General features: G+C 71.4%; 12 protein-coding genes. All 12 read right to left on the bottom strand.

The window, feature by feature from the left end; translation table 11 throughout:
* The 12 genes from AC1RSK_RS18805 to AC1RSK_RS18750 are packed head-to-tail and all read right to left on the bottom strand — an operon-like array spanning position 1 to position 15,352.
* Entirely contained in the window at positions 1–3,480 is a 3,480-nt protein-coding gene (locus AC1RSK_RS18805; RefSeq protein WP_492909146.1) for a DUF6519 domain-containing protein, read from the bottom strand.
* Positions 3,481–3,499: 19 nt separating this feature from the next.
* On the bottom strand, positions 3,500–5,185 hold the full coding sequence (locus tag AC1RSK_RS18800; protein ID WP_492909145.1) for a hypothetical protein: 1,686 nt from the start codon (positions 5,183–5,185) through the stop codon (positions 3,500–3,502).
* Entirely contained in the window at positions 5,185–8,145 is a 2,961-nt protein-coding gene (locus AC1RSK_RS18795) for a baseplate J/gp47 family protein (protein WP_492909144.1), read from the bottom strand. Before AC1RSK_RS18795 ends, AC1RSK_RS18800 begins: the two co-directional genes overlap by 1 nt.
* Entirely contained in the window at positions 8,142–9,314 is a 1,173-nt protein-coding gene (locus AC1RSK_RS18790; RefSeq protein WP_492909142.1) for a hypothetical protein, read from the bottom strand. Before AC1RSK_RS18790 ends, AC1RSK_RS18795 begins: the two co-directional genes overlap by 4 nt.
* A gap of 18 nt (positions 9,315–9,332) precedes the next feature.
* Positions 9,333–9,731, bottom strand: coding sequence for a GPW/gp25 family protein (locus tag AC1RSK_RS18785; protein WP_492909141.1), 399 nt, complete (start codon positions 9,729–9,731; stop codon positions 9,333–9,335).
* Positions 9,728–10,552, bottom strand: coding sequence for a phage baseplate assembly protein V (locus AC1RSK_RS18780; RefSeq protein WP_492909140.1), 825 nt, complete (start codon positions 10,550–10,552; stop codon positions 9,728–9,730). The genes AC1RSK_RS18785 and AC1RSK_RS18780 overlap by 4 nt, the downstream gene beginning before the upstream one ends.
* A 9-nt stretch (positions 10,553–10,561) precedes the next feature.
* Positions 10,562–11,725 (bottom strand): phage late control D family protein, encoded by a 1,164-nt coding sequence (locus AC1RSK_RS18775; RefSeq protein ID WP_492909139.1) that lies wholly within the window; start codon positions 11,723–11,725, stop codon positions 10,562–10,564.
* Positions 11,722–12,048 carry a hypothetical protein gene (locus tag AC1RSK_RS18770; protein ID WP_492909138.1) on the bottom strand — a complete coding sequence of 109 codons (327 nt, stop codon included), beginning with the start codon at positions 12,046–12,048 and terminating at the stop codon, positions 11,722–11,724. The genes AC1RSK_RS18775 and AC1RSK_RS18770 overlap by 4 nt, the downstream gene beginning before the upstream one ends.
* Position 12,049: 1 nt before the next feature.
* Positions 12,050–12,688 (bottom strand): hypothetical protein, encoded by a 639-nt coding sequence (locus tag AC1RSK_RS18765; protein WP_492909137.1) that lies wholly within the window; start codon positions 12,686–12,688, stop codon positions 12,050–12,052.
* The gene (locus tag AC1RSK_RS18760; RefSeq protein WP_492909136.1) at positions 12,679–12,906 is read right to left on the bottom strand and encodes a hypothetical protein; all 228 of its coding nucleotides are present in this window, start codon (positions 12,904–12,906) and stop codon (positions 12,679–12,681) included. Before AC1RSK_RS18760 ends, AC1RSK_RS18765 begins: the two co-directional genes overlap by 10 nt.
* Complete coding sequence (locus tag AC1RSK_RS18755) at positions 12,903–14,300, bottom strand: ATP-binding protein (protein ID WP_492909135.1); 1,398 nt, start codon at positions 14,298–14,300, stop codon at positions 12,903–12,905. Before AC1RSK_RS18755 ends, AC1RSK_RS18760 begins: the two co-directional genes overlap by 4 nt.
* Positions 14,297–15,352 carry a Pvc16 family protein gene (locus tag AC1RSK_RS18750; RefSeq protein ID WP_492909133.1) on the bottom strand — a complete coding sequence of 352 codons (1,056 nt, stop codon included), beginning with the start codon at positions 15,350–15,352 and terminating at the stop codon, positions 14,297–14,299. The genes AC1RSK_RS18755 and AC1RSK_RS18750 overlap by 4 nt, the downstream gene beginning before the upstream one ends.
* Positions 15,353–15,354 lie beyond the last annotated feature (2 nt).

Genomic DNA, 15,354 nt, shown 5'->3' with positions numbered 1-15,354 from the left:
CTACCCCGCCGGCTTCATGCGGGTGTTGAGATTGGCCAGGATCCGCTTGCGCTCGGCGGCGGGCACGCCGGCCTTCTCGAAGGCGCGGGTGCGGTCGGCCTCGGGCATGGCGTTGAACTCACCCAGGTTGACCACCCCCTCGGCCCGCAGGGTCTCGACCAGGGCCGGCTGGTTGGCGGCGACGGTGAGGACCGGCTGGGCGGCGGAGACGCTGATCGACAGCTTGTCGCGTTCGACGGCCAGCTCCTTGAACTGACCGCGCACCTTCTCCAGGTCGGCCAGCATCCGGTCGCCCTCGCCCTTTACCTGCTCGAACAGGCCGCGCAGCTCGATCACCCCACCGGCCAGCCGGTCGCGCTCGGCGGCCAGGACGGCGATTTCCCTGTCCAGGCGGGTCTTGCTCTCGGCCGCGGCCGTGACCTTGGCCGACACCTCCTCCTGGGCCTTGCGCATGCCGTCGACCTGGGCTTTCAGCCCGACCACCTCGCCGGCCACGCTGTCGCGCCGGTTTTCCAGTTCGGTCAGATCGGTTCCGATGGCCGTCTTGGCCGCCTCGGCCTCGCTGAGCGCGCCTTCGATACCGCTCATGTCGAGCTGCGGTTTGACCTTGTCGCCGCTGGTGGCGAACGGATAGCGGCCCTCGCCGCGGGCCAGCACGACATAGCCGCGCGAGACGCCGTCCTGCATCAAGAGGGCGACCTTGTCCCCGGGGCTGGTCGCCCCGCCATAGGTCATCCGCTCGTCGCCCTCGATCCCGCTGATCGCGGCCAGCGCGGCGATCGGGTCGCCTTCGTCGAGATCGATGATCTCGGTGACGTCCAGGCCGTGGCCCTGCAACACCTGGACGGCGGGCTCGCCCGCCAGGTCGATGATGTCGGGGTTGGAAGTCCAGATCGGACCCTGTCCGGGCGGAGGATTGATCAGGTCGTCCGGCGGTCCGCCGACGCCGGGCGGGCGGCCCGGCCAGACCGGCATGGGCTTGATCTCCCCGACGGGCTGCCAGGGCTGGAACCTGCCGGTGTTGGGCGTCGTCGGCTGCTCCGGCGCGAACAGGCCGATCTTTTCGCAGCAGCCCTCGGCCAGATCGCCCATGTTCCACAGGTGATGGTCGCCATACCAATAGCGCCAGGTTCGCGGCGTCATGGCCTGGCGCCGGCAGCAGAACCGGCAGACCTCATGCAGGCCCAGGCCCTCGAAGACCAGCGTGACGCAGGCGATGGGGACCAGGGCTCGCTTAGGCAGGACGACCGGCGTCGGGCAGCTGGGGAGATAGTACCGGCACTCGCAGGCCTCGGCGGCCAGCCGGTAGCCCTCGGCGATGACCTTCATCTTGGCGATCGCCCGCGCGCCGCGCTTGAAGCCGGCGGCCGCCGGTCCGGCGGCGGCCGGATCGTTCTCGGCCTCCGCCTCGGTCAAGGCGGTGTCGAGCCAGGCCGTCTTCTCCTCCGACAGCTTTGGCTCGACCGCCGCCCGCAGCTTGCCGAGCATGGCGCCGATCTCGCCGTCTTCCGCCTGGGTCATGCGGTAGCTGCGCGCCAGCGGCTCGTCGCCGGTGGCGGCGAGGACGAACTTGTCGCGCGCCAGGGTCTTCTCCTCGGCGACGATGCCGTCGAAGAGGCCCTTGATCCCCGCCTTTTCCTTTTTGCAGGCGGCGACCTTCTCCTCGTAGGTCATGTCCTCTTCCCACCAGCAATCGCTGCGCTCGACGAGGTGGGCGGTGATCGACTGGTCGGGATTGTAGAGCAGGCAGAGGCAGTATTCCCTCGCTTCGCGCCCCTGCTTGGTGTTCGGCACGATCTCGATATTGGCGCCGGTGATGACGTTGACCTCGATCGGGTTGTTCAGCTGCGCCAGGTTGCCGCTGCGATCGAGGAAGGCGCCCGGCTCGATGGTGATCCGCCCATCGAGGAGGTTGTCATTGAACTTGCTGACGTTGATGCCGCAGACCACCCCCCAATCAAACAGCAGCCGGTAGCCGAGCCGGGGCGACAGATCGAGGCCGCAGAGGGCGTCCAGCGCCTCCTGCACGTTGGTGGCGCTGTCGAAGATGTGCGAGCAGTTGTTGTCGAAGGGAATCTTCTCGGCGTTGATGCCGCAGAGCGCGTCCAGGGCCTCTTGGACGTTCATCTGCGGCTCGGGCCCGTAGAGCCGCGGACAGTGGTTCTCGTAGCCGACATGGTCGGCCGGCAGATTGTCGAGGCTGGGGAAGGTCGCCGCCCGCCGGTCGGCGTCGGTCAGGGCGAGGGAGGCCCCGCCGCCATCGATCGTGTACAGCACGGCATAGTGGTGCTCGATGCCGATCGGCAGGTCGCTGACCGCCTTCACCCGGTCGGCGGCGGCGGCGAACTCGCGCACCTCGATCAGCCAGTAGTCGCCGACCAGCACCCGCTTGCCGGTCAGGTCCAGCTGGAAGACCAGGTTGTCGAGGGTGATCCGCGCCCGGCCGCCGTCGAGGTCGAAGGCGCCGTTGCGGATGGTCGGCGCGGTCGGCGACGCCCCGGTGAGATCGAGCACCGCATAGCCGTCCCAGCGCCGCACGAAGGGCCAGCCGCCGGCCGGGCCGCCATCGGTGCGTGCCGGGGCGGGGTCGACATAGGCATTCTCCAGCCGGCTGGGCTGGCGGGTGGCGTGGTCGGCGAAGGCGCCCTTGTGGGCCTCGGTGATCTCGCTGAAGTACTCGAAAACCGACCCGACCCGGCCGCTGAAGGCGCTGGGCGGGGTCGGGCTGGTGGCCATCTGCTCGGCGGCGTTCTCCATCGACCAGGCGACGGTGACCCGGATGGGGGCGTTGGCCGGTCCGGTGACGGCCAGCACCTCGACGCGGAACAGGGCGTTGCCCAGCCGGTGGCTCTCGGGCGTCTCGGTGGCGCAGGGGTCGCAGGGGTCGATCGCCGCCGCCCCGGTGCGGATCGCCGCCCGGATCAGGGCGTCGCCCTTACGCGGATAGGGTCCGGTCGGACTACCGATCTGTGGCCGGTCGGCCAGAGGCGCGATCTTGATCTGGGCGACGGTGCGGCTGCGGAATGAGGTCTCGGCGCCGTGGAAGCCGGGATCGACCAGACCCGGATCGGTCAGGGGAAACCGATCCTGATGCCAGACGTCGGCATAAACCACCCGGTTGCCGGCCGGCAGGCCGGGCGCCTGGGGAAAGTCCTGCTGCTTGGCGTAGAGGTCGATGGCCCCGGCCCCCAGCGTCTCGCCGGCGCGCAGCCGCACGGTCCCCCGCACGCCGTCGGCGTAGACCAGGCCCGGCCGCAGCGCGGCGACATCGGAGCCGGCGACGGTGGTGACCAGCACGACACCGCCGTCGGCCGGCGCGCCGCTTCCGACCGCCTCGGCGCCGAGCTCGTCGGTGCGGGCCCGGGCGATGAACGAGGCCTCGCCCAGGTCTGCGTCGGTGACCATGGCGCCCTGGTTCTGGAACACGGCCGAATAGCGCTTCGTCCGGTCCTGACTGATGCGGGATACCTGACCCTTCATTGACGCCTCCCAAACGGGTTCATGGTGTGAGCCTCGGCGGCGACAGCGCCATGCGGGCTTCGTAGACGATGGCCAGCTCCTGCCCGAGGGGCTGGAAGTCGGCGAGTTTCAGGGCCAGGGCGTCCAGGCTGGCGGCCAGGGCCAGGTGGTTGTAGGCGCCCATCTCCCCGCCCCGCTCGGCGCCGGCCCGCACACTTTCTGGCGCCTGATGCGACAGCACCCCGGCCCCGGGCTCGCCGAAGGCCGGCTGGCGGAAGATGCAGGGGTCGGGCGGCGGCTGATGCAGGGGCCGGGCCAGGAACAGGGCCTCGGCGGCGGTGTTGTGCTGGCCGCGACCCAGGCCGCAGTCGACGTCCGACAGCAGCGGCGGGATGCGGGAATAGCGGATGCAGGTGCCCCGGCCGGCGGCGCAGATGTCGGAGTTGACGGTCCCGGCGAAGATGCAGTCGGAGGCCTGGACCTTCCACAGCCGCATGCGGCCCAGCACGGTGACATGCTCCAGCCGGGCGAAACCGCGCGGACCGGCCGGGGCCGCCACGCCGACGTCCTCGAACAGGCAGTGATGGGCTTCCACGGAGGGTTCGGCGACGGCGCCCGGCAGCACCACCCGGCGGGCCGCGCACCGCTCCAGGATCAGCCGCGCGCCCGCCTGAATAGTGATCTCGCCCAGCACCAGCAGGTCGCGCAGGGTGATCTCGGTCCCGGCCGGGATGGTCAGGTCGCCGTCGATCTCGACGCGGTCGAGATTGGCCGCGATCGGCGTATTGGGGGCCTGAAGGATGCGGGCCGCGTCCTTGGCGCCGATCGGATCGCTGGCCGTCGCCAGGCCAAGCGGGTCGGCGCCGGTCGCGGTCAGCCGCAGCAGGCCGGGCGCAAAGAAACCGAACGGCGGCTGCACATAGGCCAGGATACGGCGCGGGTTCGGCCCGACGTCGGCGGCCCGGGCCGGATCGCGCAGGTCGGGCGTCCGCAGCGAGGAATCGTCGAAGGCGCCGGGGAAGCAGGGCGCGCCGGTCCGCGCCGACTGGCGCCAGAACAGCGGGCTGATGCACAGGCCCAGCGCGTCCCGGACCGGCAGAGGCCCGCCTTGCGCGTCGCGGCGCGGCAGGCAGAGGGTCATCAGCGAGTTGCCGCCGGCCGGGTCGAGGACAGCGCGGTTGTACCGGCGGGTGTCGGCCGTCCCCAACGGCATCGGCGGCGGTCCCATCGGGTCGCCGTCGCCGACATCGGCCGGGTCCATGGTGAAGGGAGTCAGGGCCTGGCGCGGGGTGATCAGCGTCCGCTGCCAGCCCTCGACGATGTAGGTCTCGGCATTGGCCACCACGTCGGCGATGGAATCGATGGCGCCGAGCGTCCCCTTGGCCTTGTACCATCCGACCGAGCGGGCCAGCTCGCGGGTGCGGGCCTCGGGATCTGGGGCCTTGAGGTCGGCGCCGACCAGTTCGGCCAGATAGGGCAGCAGCCAGGGCTGGATCTGGCGTTGGACCGGCGTCGGGCCGCCGGCGTCGACCGGCTCGGCGAAGCCATCGGCATAGAGCTGCTCCAGCGTATTGCGCATCAAGTCCAGCAAGGCGCCGTGGCCGTGCAGATAGGCTTCCAGGTCGCCCAGTTCGCCAGGGCCCGGATCAGTGTCGCGGTAGCGGTACTCCTCGGGCAGCTGGCGATAGAGCAGCAGGCCGGCGCGGCTGAGCAGGGGGTTGGCCATCAGCTCTGCTCCAGCACGATGTCGGTGTCGGCCGCCAGGAAGGCCACCTGGTCCGGGGCCGGGTGGAGGGCGCGGTAGGTTCCCGCGACCAGCTGTTCGGCGGTCTGCGAGCCGCCCAGACCGGCCGGCGCCGCCCCCACCAGCCGCAGCTGCGCGGTGCTGTTGATCACCCCGGTCACCCCGTCGATGGCGGCCAGGATTTCGCCGATGAACAGTCCCTGGCCAAGGCCACGCCGCTTCAGCGAGAAGCGGCTGAGCAGGGCTTCCCGCACCGCGTCCTTGACCCGGTCGCTGGGATAGTGGGCCTCGTCGATGGCCAGGCCGGTGATGGTCACCCGCACCGGGACGGGGGTGAAGGCCTGGAACTGGATGCGGGTGTTGGGCAGGGCCCGGGCCGTGAAATAGGCCGCCAGCGCGCCTTGCAGGGCCGAGGTCAGCGCCCCGCCGCCGGCTGGCACGATGGTCAGGGCCACCACCTGCTCACGGCCGGGAGCCAGCACCAGCGCCGCCCGGGCCTGCCAGACGGCGGCGTTGCGGCGGGCCAGGCGGGCGAAGTCCTCCAGCGAGACGGCCCGGTCATTGGCCGCCAGCCGGCCAGGCGCGTTGGTGCGGATGTCGGCCACCGCCTCGCGCTCGGCCCCGCCGCTGGCCGCGAACGGCTGGACGATGGCGGTGACCACCGCATGCTTGTCGATCGGCTTTTCGAAGCTGTAGGGCGCGACCGCGTTGCCGCCCAGGCCCGAGCCCGTGCGGTGGCGGGTGACCACCACATTGTCGACCCCGGTGGTCAGCCGGCGGCGGAAGTGCAGGTCCAGGGTGCCGTCGTCGGCCAGGGCCGGCGAATAGGCCTCGGCTCCCTCGGCGGTCGGATCGGCCAGGTCGCGCATCGCCCAGATGCGGCCGGCCACCTGCACCTCGATGTCGGGAGCGTAGCCGGAGTCCGAGCCGGTGGAGGGCACGAAGCTGATGTCCTCCAGCGGAATGTTGAAGGTCTGGGCCGGGGCCTCGCCGTTGCCGCTGCCGATCACCTTCGGGCCCAGGCTCTCGCCATGGCCGGCGGTGGCCGTGTTGCCCCGGAACACGGTCCAGCCCTTGCGGAAGCCAGCGAAGGCCGGGGCGTCGGCGTCGAGCACCACGGTCAGCGCTGTCCGCGTGGCGTTCCAGCTCGCCGAGACGATGGCGGCGCGGGCCGGGTCGCGCGGGGCGGCGCTCTCATCCTCGACGATCAGCGGCCGGCCAGGGGTGAGCAGGTCGGCGGCCGCCGGAGGAATTCCCTCGAAGACCGCCACTCCGCCGCCGCCGACCGCGGGCTCACGGCTGCGGTTGAAGTCGACGGGCCGGAACTGGCGCTTCATCGGCCCGTGGAACTCGAGCCACTCGGCCGGGACACCGGTCGGACGGGCGGGCAGCTGGTTGAACAGGATGAAGTAGCGGTCCGGCTCGGTGCGTACGCCCGCCACCCGCAGCGGCGTCAGCTGGGTGTCGCACCGGGCCACGAAGTGATCGCCGACGGCCAGCTCCTTGGGGGGCTTGCCCGGAAAGACGAAGGTCGGGGCCCCGGGCGGTTGGCCCGGGAAGGAGGGGCTTTGCCCCAGGGCGCGACCCTGGACGGCGGTCTCGGCGCCGGTCAGGCCGAAAGCCCGCTCGTTGAGGCGGTCCGTCGGGTACCGGTAGGACATCAGAACACCGGTCGTGGTGTTGTCCGAGGTACGGCGTCCGTGCCGGCGGATGCCGCCCCAGACGACGAGTTCGTCACTCTTCTCGACGACCGTCACGGTGTTCGAGCGGTTGAAATAGACCCTGACGACCGAGGGCTGGGTGTCGACGAACCAGTCGTAGCCGCTGGCGACGAAGAGGGTCATCGGGGTCAGGGTGACCGCGCCGGTGATGGCGGCCATGGTCCGGAAGGCGATCTCGGTCGCCGTCACGGCCTCAACGATCAGGAAATACTCGGTTCCGCTGGCGACCAGCTTGACGATGTCGCCTGGCCGGAAGCGGGCGGTGTTGGCGGTCTCGACGACCAGCCGGCCGTTCTCATACTGCAGGCTGGGCCGCAGGATGTTGGCCGGCGCGGTCCACAGCTGGGTGTTCCAGGCCGGCCAGCTGTGACTGGAGACGTCGCCCTCCAGCCCGACGCTCGCCATTCCTTCTGGTCCGCGCGCCGAATGGGCCACGGTCGCCGCCCGGTCCACCCCGGCCGCCTCGGCCACCACCACCTCGCCAATGGCCGGCGGCGGGTCGCGGCCGACCAGCCAGCTCACCCCGGTCCCAAGGTTCAGCAGGGTGGTGTCCAGGTCCCAGCCCTGGGCCCGCATCGCATTGAGGGCCGGATGCACCCAGGCCGGCCGCAGGGTCTCGAAGATCAGCGGCGGTCCGCCCTGCGGCGGCGAGACCTTCATCGCCAGACCGCGGTCGACCAGGCTGGCGGCGGCGGGGTCGTCGGCGGCGATCAGCGCCACCTCGGTGAAGGCGCTGGCCGGCGGGGTGGGATGGTAGCTGACCATGGCCGCCAGCCGGCGCAGGCTCTCCCACTGGGTGGCGGTGCGCAGATAGCCCTCGTTCGCGTAGGCGTTGGCGTGGCCCATCAGCACATGCGCCGCCCGGGCGAAGGCGCGCATGATGTCCAGGCCATAGTCGCCGCTGGCGGCGTCGTAGGCGGCCAGAAGCCGGCGGTTGTTCAGCAGCGCCGTCTCCGGCTCGCTGGGGAAGTCGGCCATCAGGGCCTGCCAGTCGAGACCGGGCCGCAGCGCCAGGGCCGCCGGCCAGTCGGCCGGGTCGCCGGCGAACAGGCCGCGCCAGAAGTCGGCGTCACGCGCATCGCCGGTCGCGCCGCGCAGGAAGCGGGCCAGCATGGCCGTGCGCAGCTCCTCCAGGAAGGTCGCCGCGTTGCCGTCGACATAGTCGAAATGGGTGACGCCGGTGCGGTTCCAGCGGGTCAGGTCGCGGGTCGATCCGGTCATCCCACCAGTCCTCCCTCGACGTTGATGCGGAAGGTCCCGCGGCCCGGTCGGTTGAAGCAGACGGCCAGTTCGTCGGCGGCGATCGCCACCGAGCCGGCGTCGGCGCGGTTGGGGAAGGCGGCCCCGGCCCGCTTCAGCCGGTTGAGGCAGGCGATGGCGACGCCCTCGACGCCCATGGCCGCCTGGATGATGTCGCTGGCGAACACCGCCTCGCCAAAGCCGAACCGTCCCGGGGCGAAGAAGCCGCCCTCGTCGGCCGAGAAGGCCTGGATCAGCGCCGCCTGCAGCTGCGAGCGGAAGTGGCCCGGCCGGGCCGTGACGCTCAGCGCAAAGTCGATCGGCGCCTCGCGGGCGTCCTCCAGGAACACCTCCGAGCCGGCCAGCCGCTCCTGCTCAACCAGCATGCGAAGCATCCGACGGGCGGTGGCGGCGGCGTTGAACACCGGCGCGGGCAAGCCCTGCTGGCGGTGATAGTCGATGATCCGCTGGCGCCGCTCCAGGTTCAGGACGGTGAGCGGATCGTCCAGCTTCAGGCCGTCGCTGAGCAGCACGGAGACCAGGATGGTGCTCCAGGCCCCGGTCCAGACCAGCCGCGCCCGGGCCCGGGTGACGAGCGGATGGGTGACGATCCGCGCCTCATGGTCGGCCAGGGTGACCATCCGCTTCTGGGCGTGGATGCGGCGCGGCCCGCGCAGCCGGGCGGCCTCCATCTCGGCGGGATCCACCTCCCACAGCCGCTCGACCCGCCAAGCGGCGGGATTGGCGGTTCCGGCCGGGGGGTTGAGGGCCGCCAGCTTGGCCGGGTCGATGTCGGGAGTCGGGTCGTAGCCGATCAGCGACAGCAGCCGGCGCACGGATCCCGGCCGTCGGGCGGTCTCCAGGAAGCGCTCGGCATGGACGGCGTCCAGGGCGTGGGACATCCGGTCCAGCGCCGCCGCCAGCAGTTCGACGATGACCACCTCCATGTCGGCCGGCGTCCAGCGCCGACGCTCGGGGAAGCGGTGAGCCAGCTCCTCCATCAGGAACAGGCGGAAGCTGTCGTAGTCCCGGGCCCGCCAGTCGAAGTCGTCGGCAATGGCCGGCAGCGGCGGCGGCAGCGCCACCACCCGCTCGCCGCAGTCGGGGCAACCGTCTCTGAAGATCAGCTCTGGAATGGGGTCTCGGGCCATGGCGTGCGGCGGGCCGGTCTAGAGGACCAGCTCGTGGCTCTCCTCCTTCTGCAGGGCGGCGACGACGTAGCTGATGCGGGCGACCAGCCGCTCGGGGGCCTCTTCCGGCGCGAACACCTCGACACGCAGGGTGTCAGGGTCGATCTCTCCGGCCAGGGCGGCGGCCAGCGAGCCGTAGAGGCGGTTCTGGGCCAGCTCCCAGCTCTGGGCGCGGTTCGGCTCGAACACCAGGCCGCGGGCCCCCAGGCCGAACTCGGGCCGAAACACCCGCTCGCCCTCGCCGGTGAAGATCACCTGCTCGACCTGTTCGCGGATGTGCGACATGCGCAACGAGGTTTCCACGCCCTCCGGCGTCACCCGGAAGGGGAAGGCCATGTAGGTGACGCGGGGCAGCCGCCTTTCGCCGATGCCGGTCATGTGGTGGTCGCCACGAGGGACAGCACCGCCGGGGTCAGCGGCGGAATCGGCGGACCCGACGGGGCGCCGGGCGCGGTGCAGACATGGGTGTGGGCGTTGAACATGCTGAGCAGGGTCGTGCCCTTGATCAGCGGCTCGCCGCCGGAGCCGCCGATGGCCACGGTCTGGCCCTGTACGGTGATGCTGGTCCCCTTGACCGTCACCCCTGAGGCGGCCCCGGTCACCTCGTTGCCGTTGGCGTCCTTGAGCACGAAGCCGCTGGCCGAGAAGGTCATCGAGTTGCCGTTGGCGTCCTCGATCTTCAGTTCGCCGGCGTCGGCGTCGAGGGTGACGGCGGCGCCCTTGGAATCCTTGACGACGAACGAGCCCTTCTCGTCCATCAGGATCTCGGCCTCCTTGGCGCTTTTGAGGGTGATGGTCTCGGCGCCGTTCTTGTCCTCGAACACCAGGACGTGGCCCGACAGGGTCTTGAGCATCTTCGCGGTCGGCTCGGCGGCCTGGAACTCCGGCGGGACCTCGTCGGTGGTCCGCCAGAAGGTGCCCGTCCACAGGGGGGTGGAGATGTCGCCCTCCATGAACTCCACCAGCACCTGCGCCCCGATGGGCGGCACGGCCACGAAGCCGATGCCGTTGGCCCCGCCATAGGGCAGGCAGGGCAGCGCCCAGTTGCTGGTCGCCTCGCCCAGCACCGTCGGCACGGTCAGCTTCAGCCGGGCGCGTTTTTCCGGGTCCTTGTCGTCGGCGACGAAGCCCCGGTACTTGCCGAAGTACTTGCTCTCCTGGCGGAGGACGGCGCGTTCGAGGAGGTTGAGGTCATCCATGGCCGGTCCTCATCCGAACAGTCCGGCCAGCGCCGAGGCGACGCCGCCGACCGCCCCGCCCGGCTGCTCGCCGACCGCGTTGCGCTTGAGTTCGAACCGCTGGCGATAGCCGTCCGGCGTGAACTGGTGGACCACCTTGTCGATGTAGTAGGCGCCGCCGTAGCGGGTCCCCGCCCCGTCGACCGTCACCACCCGCCCGGGCTTCAGCACATGGCCGTAGCGCGAGCCGTCGGCCTCGCCGCTGGCCTTCAGCTTCATGGCGTTGTCGTTGGCCAGGGCCTGGGCCCGGCTGCGCATGTCCTCGGCGCTCTCGTCGCCCTCGCGCGACAGCCGCCAGACGAAGGGGGTGGGCAGGTCAGCGCCCTCGGCCGAGGTGGCGGTGCGTCCGAGCTTTGGGGCGTTGGGCCGGATGGTCTGGGTGTCGGGCTCGGCCCCGTCGGTGGCCGGGGCGGCGTCGAAGCGCACCTCGTCGGGCTTCAGCGCGTCGTCCTCGACGGCGAAGGAGAGGCAGTTGGTCCGCCGGCCGGCATAGAGGGTCAGCGGCGGCATCGGCGCCCCCGACAGCTGCGGCGGGCCGAAGTAGACCTTGCCCTCATCGAAGATCAGCTCGTAACCGTTGGCCTTGGCCCGGTCGCGCAGGAAGCGGATGGCGGTGCCGTCCTGCGACAGTGAGCGGCTCGACCGCCCCTGGCCCGATCGCGGATCGACCCGCAGGGAGGCCGGCCGCACCAGGGTCTCCAGGATGGTTCGGTCGCTCTCCGGGGCCCGCTCGCCCCACACCCGGCGCATGTGGTCCCGGTCCAGGAGGGCGCTCTGGTCCTGCAGCTGGATCTCGAAGGTCGCCTCGCCGCCGTTGGGCGGATAGTTGGGCTTCAGGCTCTTGATGAAGCCGCGGAAGACCTCCTCGCTGTAGCTGCCGAAGTCGGCCAGCACCTTGACCGGCTGCCAGCGGGCGAACAGGCCGCTGTCGGCCACCGTCCAGGTCCCGTCCGGCTCGCGGCGGTCCTCGAAGGTCATGGTCCCGGTCGCCGCCTCGTTGCGGTCGAGGTTGATCTCGATCGAATTGGCCATGCGGGCGATGAAGCCGAGATCGCTCTCGGACTGGCCGATCTTGACCACACAGGCCGCCGGCTGGCGCGCGCCGCCGTCGAGCAGGCCGGAGAGCAGGCTCATCGCTTGTCCTCCCGGCGAGGCACCAGGATGACGTCGCCCTTGAGCTCGACACCCGTTTCCTCCTCGGGGACCGGAGTCCACAGCAGGTCCTCGGGAAACAGCACGTCGGGGTTGGCCTCGACCAGCCGGTGCCAGGCCCGCGGCTCGCGGTAGAAGTGCTGCGCCAGGCCATCGAGCCGGTTGAGCAGTTCGACGGTGTATTCGAGGATCGGCTCGGGATGGGCGATCGGCCGGGGCTTGAGGCCCCGGAACAGCGGCCGCCCCTCTGGATCGGCATCGAAGGGGGCGATGGTCTCGTAGCGGGATCCCTTGAACAGCGGCATGTCAGAAGATCCCCGTGGCCACGTCGGCGGCGTTGAGGGCGGTCATCGCCGTCTGGCGCACCTTCTCGGCGGCGTAGAAGGGGTTGGCGCTCTCGATGACCTGCATGGAAAGCTGCATCTCGGCCCGGTAGGGGGCGAGGGAGGGCAGGTGCAGCACCTCCTTCTGGGCCACCCCGGTCAGGAAGACGGGCAGGTTCTGCATGCCCCAGGAGAAGATCAGCACCGAGGCCGACTCCTGGCGCTCGAAGGCCTTGGCCGTTCCGCCGATGTCGAGGCTGGCCAGCACCTTGACCCCCGACGGCGCCTGGATCTTCGGCTCCAGCATCGAGCGCAGGGTGTCGATCTGCGGCTGCACGCCGAACTTGGCGGCGATCGGGTCGCCGGCGTTCAGCTTGTCGGTGGCGTCCAGCAGGATGTCGATCGAGAAGGTCTCGGCCTGCATGTCGACGCCCTGGGCGACACGCGGCGTCTCCAGCGGGGTGGTGAAGTCGTAGCCGCCGCGCAGGCCGGGCGAGGCCCCGGTCTTGATGGTGATCGTCCGGCTGCGGCTGATCTGCTGGGGATTGAAGTCGAAGACCAGCGCCAGCGGCGGGATCGACAGCCCGTACTCGACCAGCATGCCCTTACGGATCACCGCCATGGCTTGGCTCCCGTCACGCGGCCCGCGGCGTCGCCGGCCGCTGATGCCAGCAGGGGCGAAGGCCGCCCGCCGCCGTCCAGGGCGACGCTGAAGCGGGCCGGCGGCTCGGGCGTCTGGGCGACCTGTCCAGCCACCGCTTCGGCGATGGCCCGGGCCGTCCCGGCCGCGTCGGACCGGAACCGGGCCGGCAGCCGGATGCGCATCCGCTCGATCCTCATGGGATGGCCTCCAGGTGATCGGCCAGGAAGCCGACTTCGGAGCGGCGCACCTGGCGGCTGTCCTTGCCCAGTTCCCGCCAGACGGCCCGGGCGATGTGGCGGTAGCCGAGCGGGGCCCGCTCATCGGCGGCCAGCACGGCGGCGAACACCGCGGCGTTGTGGATGGCCCCGCCGCCCAGGGCCGCCGCCGCCGCCAGGGCCTCGACCGCCACCACGTCCTCGCGCGGTCCGCGCGGCGGCAGCAGCCGCTCCCACAGCCGCTCGCGCTGCTCGCGGTCGGGGGCCGGGAAGTCGACGACGATCTGGAAGCGGCGCAGGAAGGCGGAATCGATATTCGATCGGAGATTTGTGGTCAGGATGACCGGTCCGTCATGGGTCTCGAACCGGGTCAGCATGTGGGAAACCTCGAGGTTCGAGTAGCGGTCGCGGGCGTCGCTGATCTCGCCGCGCTTGCCGAGCAGGCCGTCGGCCTCGTCGATCTGCAGCACGGCGCGGCGGCCATGCAGGGCGTCGAGCAGGCGGTTGAGGTTCTTCTCGGTCTCGCCGACGTACTTCGACAGGATGCGGCCGAGGTCGAGGCAGTAGAGCGACCAGGGCTCGCCTGTCGCCTCACTGAGCTGGGTGACAATGGCCGCCGCGCTGTAGGACTTGCCGACGCCGGAGGGGCCGTTGAACAGGGCCAGCGGCCCGGCCAGGGGGCGCATCCCCCAGTCCTTGAAGACGACGTGCCGGTTGCGGATCCAGGCGACCATTTCCTTCAGGCCCGCCAGGGTGGCGGGGGCCAGGACCATGTCGTCCCAGCTGACCCGGCGGGTGGCCAGGTAGGCGCCCGGCGGCGGACCCAGCTCGGTGGCCCGGCCGAGCACGGCGGTCGCCGCATGGGCGGCGGCGCGTACGGTCTGGAAGGCCCGTTCGCCCTCGATGCGCAGCAGCCGGCCGGCCTGCAGCGGCGCCTCCGGGGCCAGGCGGGCGAACAGCAGGTCGGCCTCGGCCGCCTCGTCCAGCAGCAGCAGCTCCTGCATCAGGGCCAGGCTGGGATCGGGGCCGACCATCGGCTGCAGCGCCTGGATACGGCTGGCCAGGATCGGCATCGCCTCGCCCGCCAGGGCCAGGGCCAGAATGTCGATGTCGAGCTGCACCAGCTCGTCGAACAGGCCCTCGCCGAGCAGCGGGCGCAGGCCCTCCCAGGCCCCCTGGGCGCGGCAGGCGCGGGCGGCGTCGGCGGCGGCGCGGATGGCGGCCTGGGTCTCGTCCGGCAGGGTCTCGCCGGCCCGGGAGGCCTCGGCCAGGGTCAGCAGGGCGCTGACCCGCCGCCATTCGGCTTCCAGCCCGAAGGCCGGCGGCTCCGGGGTGGGAGGATCGTCCAGGACGGGGATGTCGAGGGTCTCGCTCATGGGCCGAACACCACCTCGATCAGGCTGGAGCCCAGGGCGTCGGTGATCGGGCTGCCGTCGGGCATGGCGGCGGTGGCCTGGATCTGCATCCGGACGGCGGTCGCCGGTTTGGTCAGGGCCTGGTCGAAGCGGGCCGCATGGGCCCCGAGGTAGCCGGTGGCGATGGTGCGCACGACCACCGAGCCGGCCCCGACCATCGTGCCGTTGGCCCGCCGCCAGGTCACCTGCAGCCGCGCCCGCCCGCCGGGCTCGCCGGCCAGGGCCAGGGGCAGGGTGAAGCTGGTGGTCGCTGTCGGCAGGGTGATGACGTTGACCAGCCGCCCGGCCGACTGGATCGACAGCTCGGGAATCCAGCCGACGGCCAGCGACGGCGCGCCGGGCGGCGGTTCAAGGGCATGGGTGCGCGCCTCGCCGGTGAAGGCCGCGTGCGGCAGGGTCGGCTGATCGACCCTGGCGTCCGGAACCGTGTCCACCTGCACCCGGGCGCTGGTCACCGGCGGGCCCGGCCGGCGGTGGACGCGGGGCTCGACCGGCACCACGGCGAACTCGTAGGCGGCCGACAGGCGGTAGGGCAGATCGCCGCCCTGGGTGGTCCAGATGTGGTTGATCTCTTCCATGTTGGGGGCCAGCAGGATGGTCTGCAGGCGGTAGAGAGTGTCTTCCGCGCCCGGGGACGGCGGCAACGGCGCCAGCGGCGCGCGCGGCAGGATCGGGGCGTCATGCAGGAAGCGGATGGTCTCGCCGAGCAGCTTGAGGTCGCGGTTGTCGTCGCCGGCCGCCAGGGCCTTGGCCGAGAAGGCGGTGACCAGGCAAAACAGGCGCAGTAGCAGGGGATCGCCGACGCCGTGGTGCGGCTGATGCGCCGAGGGCGCGACCCGGTAGAGGAAGAAGTTCACGCAGTCCTTGGCGCTGGCCCCCTTGGCGCGGTCGGCGGCGGCCAGCGGGGTGTCGGCGCTGGCGACCACGTCCATGCCGATGGCGGTGAAGTGGTCCACCACCGCGCCGGTGATGCCCTCCACAGCGATCGACAGGGCAGAGGCCGGCAGGGCCATGA

Source organism: Caulobacter sp. GW821-FHT11A05 (assembly GCF_058809015.1).
The sequence above is the reverse complement of the archived record's forward strand: the minus strand, read 5'-3'. Positions and strand labels throughout refer to the sequence as shown.

What these genes read in the sequence shown, in the direction of transcription:
- AC1RSK_RS18795 (WP_492909144.1), bottom strand. Translation starts at nt 8,145, where the DNA reads ATGACCGGATCGACCCGCGACCTGACCCGCTGGAACCGCACCGGCGTC.
- AC1RSK_RS18800 (WP_492909145.1), bottom strand. Translation starts at nt 5,185, where the DNA reads ATGGCCAACCCCCTGCTCAGCCGCGCCGGCCTGCTGCTCTATCGCCAG.
- AC1RSK_RS18785 (WP_492909141.1), bottom strand. Translation starts at nt 9,731, where the DNA reads ATGACCGGCATCGGCGAAAGGCGGCTGCCCCGCGTCACCTACATGGCC.
- AC1RSK_RS18775 (WP_492909139.1), bottom strand. Translation starts at nt 11,725, where the DNA reads ATGAGCCTGCTCTCCGGCCTGCTCGACGGCGGCGCGCGCCAGCCGGCG.
- AC1RSK_RS18790 (WP_492909142.1), bottom strand. Translation starts at nt 9,314, where the DNA reads ATGGCCCGAGACCCCATTCCAGAGCTGATCTTCAGAGACGGTTGCCCC.
- AC1RSK_RS18760 (WP_492909136.1), bottom strand. Translation starts at nt 12,906, where the DNA reads ATGAGGATCGAGCGGATGCGCATCCGGCTGCCGGCCCGGTTCCGGTCC.
- AC1RSK_RS18805 (WP_492909146.1), bottom strand. Translation starts at nt 3,480, where the DNA reads ATGAAGGGTCAGGTATCCCGCATCAGTCAGGACCGGACGAAGCGCTAT.
- AC1RSK_RS18770 (WP_492909138.1), bottom strand. Translation starts at nt 12,048, where the DNA reads ATGCCGCTGTTCAAGGGATCCCGCTACGAGACCATCGCCCCCTTCGAT.
- AC1RSK_RS18780 (WP_492909140.1), bottom strand. Translation starts at nt 10,552, where the DNA reads ATGGATGACCTCAACCTCCTCGAACGCGCCGTCCTCCGCCAGGAGAGC.
- AC1RSK_RS18750 (WP_492909133.1), bottom strand. Translation starts at nt 15,352, where the DNA reads ATGGCCCTGCCGGCCTCTGCCCTGTCGATCGCTGTGGAGGGCATCACC.
- AC1RSK_RS18765 (WP_492909137.1), bottom strand. Translation starts at nt 12,688, where the DNA reads ATGGCGGTGATCCGTAAGGGCATGCTGGTCGAGTACGGGCTGTCGATC.
- AC1RSK_RS18755 (WP_492909135.1), bottom strand. Translation starts at nt 14,300, where the DNA reads ATGAGCGAGACCCTCGACATCCCCGTCCTGGACGATCCTCCCACCCCG.